General features: G+C 48.4%; 7 protein-coding genes, 1 tRNA gene and 1 pseudogene. 3 read left to right on the plus strand and 6 right to left on the minus strand.

Going from position 1 to position 6,000, the window contains the following annotated elements; all coding sequences use genetic code 11:
• Positions 1-197 precede the first annotated feature (197 nt).
• The gene (locus AKG43_RS07340; RefSeq protein ID WP_054599917.1) at positions 198-572 is read right to left on the minus strand and encodes a hypothetical protein; all 375 of its coding nucleotides are present in this window, start codon (positions 570-572) and stop codon (positions 198-200) included.
• Positions 573-804: 232 nt separating this feature from the next.
• Here AKG43_RS07340 and AKG43_RS07345 point away from each other — a divergent pair, with 232 nt between their 5' ends.
• Positions 805-1,368: a YhcB family protein gene (locus AKG43_RS07345; protein WP_054599918.1), complete on the plus strand. Its 564-nt coding sequence runs from the start codon at positions 805-807 to the stop codon at positions 1,366-1,368.
• Between the two features lie 165 nt (positions 1,369-1,533).
• Here AKG43_RS07345 and ubiM read toward each other — a convergent pair whose 3' ends face one another.
• From ubiM to rplU, 3 genes are all read right to left on the minus strand, one after another.
• Positions 1,534-2,718 carry a 5-demethoxyubiquinol-8 5-hydroxylase UbiM gene (ubiM, locus tag AKG43_RS07350; protein WP_054599919.1) on the minus strand — a complete coding sequence of 395 codons (1,185 nt, stop codon included), beginning with the start codon at positions 2,716-2,718 and terminating at the stop codon, positions 1,534-1,536.
• A 672-nt stretch (positions 2,719-3,390) separates the two neighbouring features.
• Positions 3,391-3,663: a 50S ribosomal protein L27 gene (gene rpmA / locus AKG43_RS07355; RefSeq protein WP_004284028.1), complete on the minus strand. Its 273-nt coding sequence runs from the start codon at positions 3,661-3,663 to the stop codon at positions 3,391-3,393.
• 19 nt (positions 3,664-3,682) lie between these two features.
• Complete coding sequence (gene rplU, locus AKG43_RS07360; RefSeq protein ID WP_095197892.1) at positions 3,683-3,991, minus strand: 50S ribosomal protein L21; 309 nt, start codon at positions 3,989-3,991, stop codon at positions 3,683-3,685.
• A gap of 210 nt (positions 3,992-4,201) precedes the next feature.
• On the opposite strand from rplU, the gene AKG43_RS07365 reads away from it, so the two are divergent.
• Both AKG43_RS07365 and AKG43_RS07370 read left to right on the plus strand, forming a co-directional pair.
• Positions 4,202-5,176 carry a polyprenyl synthetase family protein gene (locus AKG43_RS07365; RefSeq protein WP_054599921.1) on the plus strand — a complete coding sequence of 325 codons (975 nt, stop codon included), beginning with the start codon at positions 4,202-4,204 and terminating at the stop codon, positions 5,174-5,176.
• 15 nt (positions 5,177-5,191) lie between these two features.
• A tRNA-Arg gene (locus AKG43_RS07370) sits at positions 5,192-5,266 on the plus strand.
• A gap of 27 nt (positions 5,267-5,293) precedes the next feature.
• Here AKG43_RS07370 and AKG43_RS07375 read toward each other — a convergent pair.
• Both AKG43_RS07375 and AKG43_RS12325 read right to left on the minus strand, forming a co-directional pair.
• Complete coding sequence (locus AKG43_RS07375; RefSeq protein ID WP_054599922.1) at positions 5,294-5,722, minus strand: thioesterase family protein; 429 nt, start codon at positions 5,720-5,722, stop codon at positions 5,294-5,296.
• 84 nt (positions 5,723-5,806) lie between these two features.
• Positions 5,807-6,000: pseudogene (locus AKG43_RS12325) on the minus strand (IS1595 family transposase); the annotation flags it as partial.

Raw genomic sequence — 6,000 nt, forward strand, 5'->3', positions numbered from 1 at the left:
AAGGTAATGGCACAGCTGCCTGTAACACTATGGCCGATGCTGCTCCGCTGTTGGTTGCTGCGGTTGGCGGCAAATAAAGCGCTTATTTTACCTGAGAGCGGCGTATTCCAGTTGTGGTTAAAACGGAAAAAGTCTTACCAAACCGCGTTTTCAGACGGCCTAATACTGTGTAGGCCGTCTGAAAACACAGTTTCACATTATCGCACAAGCTTCCATTGAGTATCTCTCCGAAGCAATCGGATTTTACCATCGGGTGAAACATAACCGCCTTTTACTGCTTCAAGAATCGTGCCTGCGGGCATATCGTCGGCAAACATTTCCACATGTGAACGGTCTTGAGAGAAAACCGCATATGCAGGCGCATGACCACCCAAGCGGTTGATTGTAATGTCTGCCGCGGCCGCAGGAATCACACATGCCTGTTTCAGTTCCGACCACGCCAATTGGGGTGGATTGCAGGCGTCACTTTTTTCAAAATGCCGTTTTAGCGCACAGCCGCTCAAAGTATAAGCCAACAATGCGGCCGATATGCCTAACCGCCAAGCAACTTCAACCGTTTTTTTAACAACCATGCCTGATCCTGAGTATGTGAATTGAGTTGGTTGGTGCCGCTGAGCGCAACGTTCAATATATTCTTAATGCCAATGGTGTCTGCATGTAGGTGCCGTGCGCCAATCTTTTTGCATGTACGGAAAATTCCATTGTTTACAAAGCGATTTCATTGATAAGATTAATGTATGGCACATAAACTTATTTCTGCCACGCCGTTGCTGCGCCTTATCCATCCATTTAAGAGGAAAAAACATGAATACTACGCTACCTTGGGAAGCCCAACTGGTATTGGCTGCTTTGGCAGGGCTTGTTTGCGGTTTGCTCATTATGTGGCTGATTCTTCGGTCTAAAGTGAACCAAAACAGGCAAGACAGAGAAACGCTGATGCAAGAATTCGGACAATACCGCCAAAAAGTAGACGAGCATTTCATTGAAACTGCTGCTGCCGTTGATGATTTAAACCGGAGTTATCAAAAAGTGATTCAGCATTTCAGCAAAAGCGCGCACAGCCTGATGGATAAGAAAACCCTGCAAGAACAGTTAAACAAACGCAGCGGTGCAGCCGTAACTTTAGCCTATCTCAGCCACTCGGATCATCAAGAAGGCGATACGCCGGATTTTGCCGTTCCTCCCCCTTCGGTGATGGGCGAAATAGAGGGGGCAGGCAAAAATAACGATGCCGATATTGCTTTGGAAGAACAGACCCCTGTCAGCGACATTCCCGTTATTGATCCCCCGGCCTTAGCTCAAGAATCATGGCCGCAAAAAGGGGATGAAGTGAGCCAAGATGCGGAGGGACAGGAAAATATTAAATAGAGACCTCTGCAAATCCCTATCTGCGGTGCATTTCTGCGTTGGGCGCAGCTCGCTCGCGCCGCCTGACATCTATGATTATGTCTGTATCGGTTGCGCTGCTACGCTTTGAACTGCATCCGCGTTCGGGGCGCAAAGGCTCCGGCCTCTGAGGTATTGATGCCCGATTTATCCGGTAAGCTGCTGGGTAATCAGTTTTTTAAGCGGCGGCAGATTGTTGCTGACTCGAAGCACCAATCCGCGTAACAGTTTGGCAGGCGGAGTTTCGTTGGTAAACAGTTTCAGCAGCATATTGGTGCCGTAATAGAGCGGGCGGGCGTGCAGAGAATGTTTGCTGTCGTAGCGGGCAAGCAGCGAAGAAGAGGCAAAATCGCGCCCTTGTTGCACGGCCTCGTTGATTAAGGCGGACAAAATATCGGCACTGGATAAACCCAAGTTAAAGCCGTGCGCCGTAACAGGGTGCATACCGACCGCCGCATCGCCTATCAATGCACTGCGTGTGCCGTAAAAACGTTCTGCCAACATACCTACCAGCGGGTAAGAATGAATGGAGCTCACCAATTCCATGTCGCCCAAACGACCGCCAAGCTGTTGTTTGATGCTGGCAGCCAATGCTTCGGGAGACAGATTTTGAATCGAGGAAACGCGGTCGCTATCTACGGTAATCACAGTGTTGGTCAGGTGTTCTTCCAGCGGAAGCAGGGCGATGGTTCGGCCGTAGTGGAAGCACTCAAAGGCTGTATGCCGGTTGGAAAGAGTATGTTTCATACGGCATAAAAACATGGTGCGGCCGTAATCGTGCATATCGGATGCAATACCCAACTGTCGGCGGGTTTGCGAAAACCGGCTGTCGGCGGCAATCAGCAGTTTGGCGGTTAACACGCTACCGTTCTCTAAAGTAACTTCTGCCTGCTCTGTTGACGTTCTCACTTCCTTTACGCCCATGCCGCAGATAAATTCAACATTATCCGCTTCCGCCACGGCTTCATAAGATGCTTTGCGGATGTTGTGATTGGAAATCAGATAACCGAGACGATCGGTAGGTTCGCCTCTGGCGTGTGACGGTTGGGGGAAGTGAAGTTGGTATTCTGAATGCCCGTTCAATACTTTGGCATCGCGTAAAGGGTAGATTTCGTTCTCAGGAATACGCTGCCATGTGCCCAAACGCTGCATGATTTCTCTTGATAAATGGGTCAGCGCGATTTCACGGCCGTCATAAGGCGGGTTTTGCAGGGTTTCGAGCGTGCTTTTTTCGATAAGGGTAATACTCAATCCGCTATCGGCAAGCGCACGGGCGAAACTCAGTCCGGCAGGCCCGGCGCCGACAATGATAATATCGCAGTTGGTGGTCATGGCTGTTCCTTTGGCATTAAAGCAGTCAATAAAACGGAGCTAAGGGTGGTTGAAAAATGCAAAGCGGTCGGTATAAGCCGTTGCAGCAGATATCGAAAACGTATGTTTGCCGGTTGTAAGGATGCTGTATACAGTCAATCAGCATATTGTTAATACAAGTTGCAGCAATGCCGTAGTATAAAGTTAAGTTGATTGGCTATAGTTGTTTTCAGACGGCCTTAGACGAATTATAACGGATAAACCGAATCTGATTGCAGTATTCAGGCCGGTCGGGTTAAAGCATAGTGTCGGATGGCGTGGGAGCTACGTTTTCGATTCAAAATCTGTTCTTGATCCATCACCTTTTAGGGTGTGCCGTGAAGAAGGCTTATGAGGCTAAAACCGCTTCGCAAGCCTTTTGGCGGCACGCATGAGAATTTGTTGTGTGAAAGGAATATGTATAGTCAGTCAACTTAACTTTATACTACGGCATTGCTGTGCCTTAGCTCAAAGAGCGATGTGTAAGCCGCTGAAGGGTAATAGAATCGCTTCCGTAATGCTGTATTGCCGGCGGCTTGCTGCCTTGTATTAAAAACAAGTTGATAGACTATATATCCGGAAATGAAAAACCGCACACCGAGAAAAACAAATTCTCTTTGTGCGGTTTAACTTAATCAATTAAGTTGCGCCAGCTTATTCGTCAGCACCGGTGTAAGGGCGAACGCTAACGGTTTTGCGGTTCAACGCGCCTTTGGTTTTGAATTCCACATAACCATCGACTTTGGCGAACAAGGTATGGTCTTTACCCATGCCTACGTTTTCTCCGGCGTGGAATTTGGTGCCGCGTTGACGCACAATGATAGAACCGGCAGGAATCAGTTCATTGCCGTAAGCTTTTACACCCAGGCGTTTGGCTTCTGAATCGCGACCGTTTTTAGAGCTACCACCAGCTTTTTTGGTTGCCATTTTCTTTACTCCTGATTAATTAAGCAATTGCCACGATTTCGATTTGGGTGAAATTTTGGCGATGACCTTGGCGTTTTTGGTAGTGTTTGCGACGGCGCATTTTGAAAATACGCACTTTTTCGCCACGACCGTGAGCAACCACTTTGGCTGTCACTTTTGCACCTTCGATGAAGGGTGCGCCCACTTTTACAGATTCGCCGTCAGCAATCATCAAAACTTCGTTCAGTTCGATTTGGCTGTCGAGTTCGGCAGGTATCTGTTCTACTTTCAATTTTTGGCCAACGGTAACTTTGTATTGTTTACCGCCGGTTTTTACGACCGCGTACATACTCAACTCCATAAGGGTTTATTAAACTTCCGCGCACCATGCGCGAAATTCGCCATGTTAATGATATTTTGCTGTTTTGTCAAAGTTTATTTGTTTGGAAAAAGTAAGCGGAGCCGAATGTCGGTGCAGCGGGCTTGCTTTGCTGCTATAATCGCGCGTCGTAAATATTTCTCAGCTTGTTTCCAAGTTTTATACTGAAGCCATTTCATCATGTTAAATAATCTGCCGTATTTCCAACGCCATCTGAACGACGATCTTGAGAAGGTAAACGTAGTTGTTAACCGGGCTGTGCAGTCTGAAGTTGCGTTAATTTCGCAAATAGGTACTTATATTATCAGCGCGGGCGGAAAGCGTTTGAGACCGATTATTACCATTTTGGCAGGGAAGGCGTTGGGATATGACGACCCCAAGCTGTATTCGTTGGCTGCGATGGTTGAGTTTATCCATACGTCGACATTGCTGCATGATGACGTTGTGGATGAAAGCGAATTGCGCAGAGGTCGGGAAACGGCCAATAATCTGTTCGGCAACGCGGCGGCTGTTTTGGTTGGCGACTTTCTTTATACCCGTGCATTTCAGCTGATGGTCGGTTCGGGCAGTATGAGAATTTTAGAAGTGATGGCGGATGCAACCAACATCATCGCAGAAGGTGAAGTCATGCAGCTGATGAATATCGGCAACACCGATATCACCGAAGCCGAATATGTTCAAGTTATCCAATATAAAACGGCCAAACTGTTTGAAGCGGCGGCCCAAGTGGGGGCGATATTGGCCGGTGCTACTCCTGAGCAGGAAAAGGCACTCAAAGATTACGGTATGTATGTCGGCACGGCATTTCAAATCATTGATGATGTGTTGGATTATTCGGGTAACGCCGATGAGATCGGTAAGAATGTAGGCGATGATTTGGCGGAGGGCAAGCCGACGTTGCCGTTAATTTATCTGATGAGGCAGGGCAGCGAGCAAGTGGCGCAGGATGTGAGAGAGGCTTTGCAACATGCCGACAGGGGTTCTTTCGATAAAATTTACCGTCATGTAATGGATTCCCAAGCGTTGCCTTATGCTGCCGGTGAGGCTGAGAAGGCGGTAAAAAGTGCCGTAGCATGTTTGGATGTGTTGCCCGACAATGAAGTTACCCGAGCAATGAGAGCGCTGGCCGAACAGTCATTGGCAAGGGTATCTTGATTGTTTTGATAAAAGCTCGCCGTAGTTCAACGGATAGAACGTATGCCTCCTAAGCGTAAAATACAGGTTCGATTCCTGTCGGCGGGGCCATATCTGTCAGAGGCCGTCTGAATGTTTTCAGACGGCCTCGCACGCCGCCCGCAGGCTTTCCGGCAGGCGGCTTATTTTTTGCGTGGCATAATCGAAACATACCATGCCTGTTTGTACCGCGGCGACCGCCTGCCGGTCGGACGTGCGGGAAATGTTATATAGCAAAGTAAAACCGCTTCGGCTTATGTCGGAGATGTCCATAACGATATCCAACATGTCGCCGTGCCGTGCCTGAGCAAGATAGCGCACGGCGGCATCCGTCATAATCAATCCCGTTCCGCCTGCGTCCAGCTCGGTAAAACCGTGTTGCGCCAGCCAGCGGATACGGCATTCGTGGCAGATACGCAGCACCGCATCGTTGGCAAGATGGTTGCCGTAATTGATGTCGCCGATGTGTACCGCAACCGATGTGCCGAAAAGGGTTTTTTCAGGGTGGGGAATACTGATGCGGGGCATAGCGGCTCCATTTCGGGAGGTTTCAACAGGTTCAGGCATTGTATAGTTAATCAACTTAATATTAGGGGCTGAAGTAGATTAGCCCTAAACACCACACCAAAGCCGCAAAGTTTTTAACTGCTGCTTTGGTGTCCCGAAGTTAAAACGAAATTCACATTCTTTCAAGAACAGAGGAAAAGATTTTCGGTCGATTCCGTTGTATTTGCGCAAGACACGTTTCGCCTGATTCCAAAAATTCTCAATGCCGTTGATATGGTTGTGTCGGTCGGCAAACTTTT

The sequence above is a fragment of the Neisseria sp. 74A18 genome (assembly GCF_001308005.1).
In the GTDB taxonomy this organism is placed as follows: domain Bacteria; phylum Pseudomonadota; class Gammaproteobacteria; order Burkholderiales; family Neisseriaceae; genus Neisseria; species Neisseria dumasiana.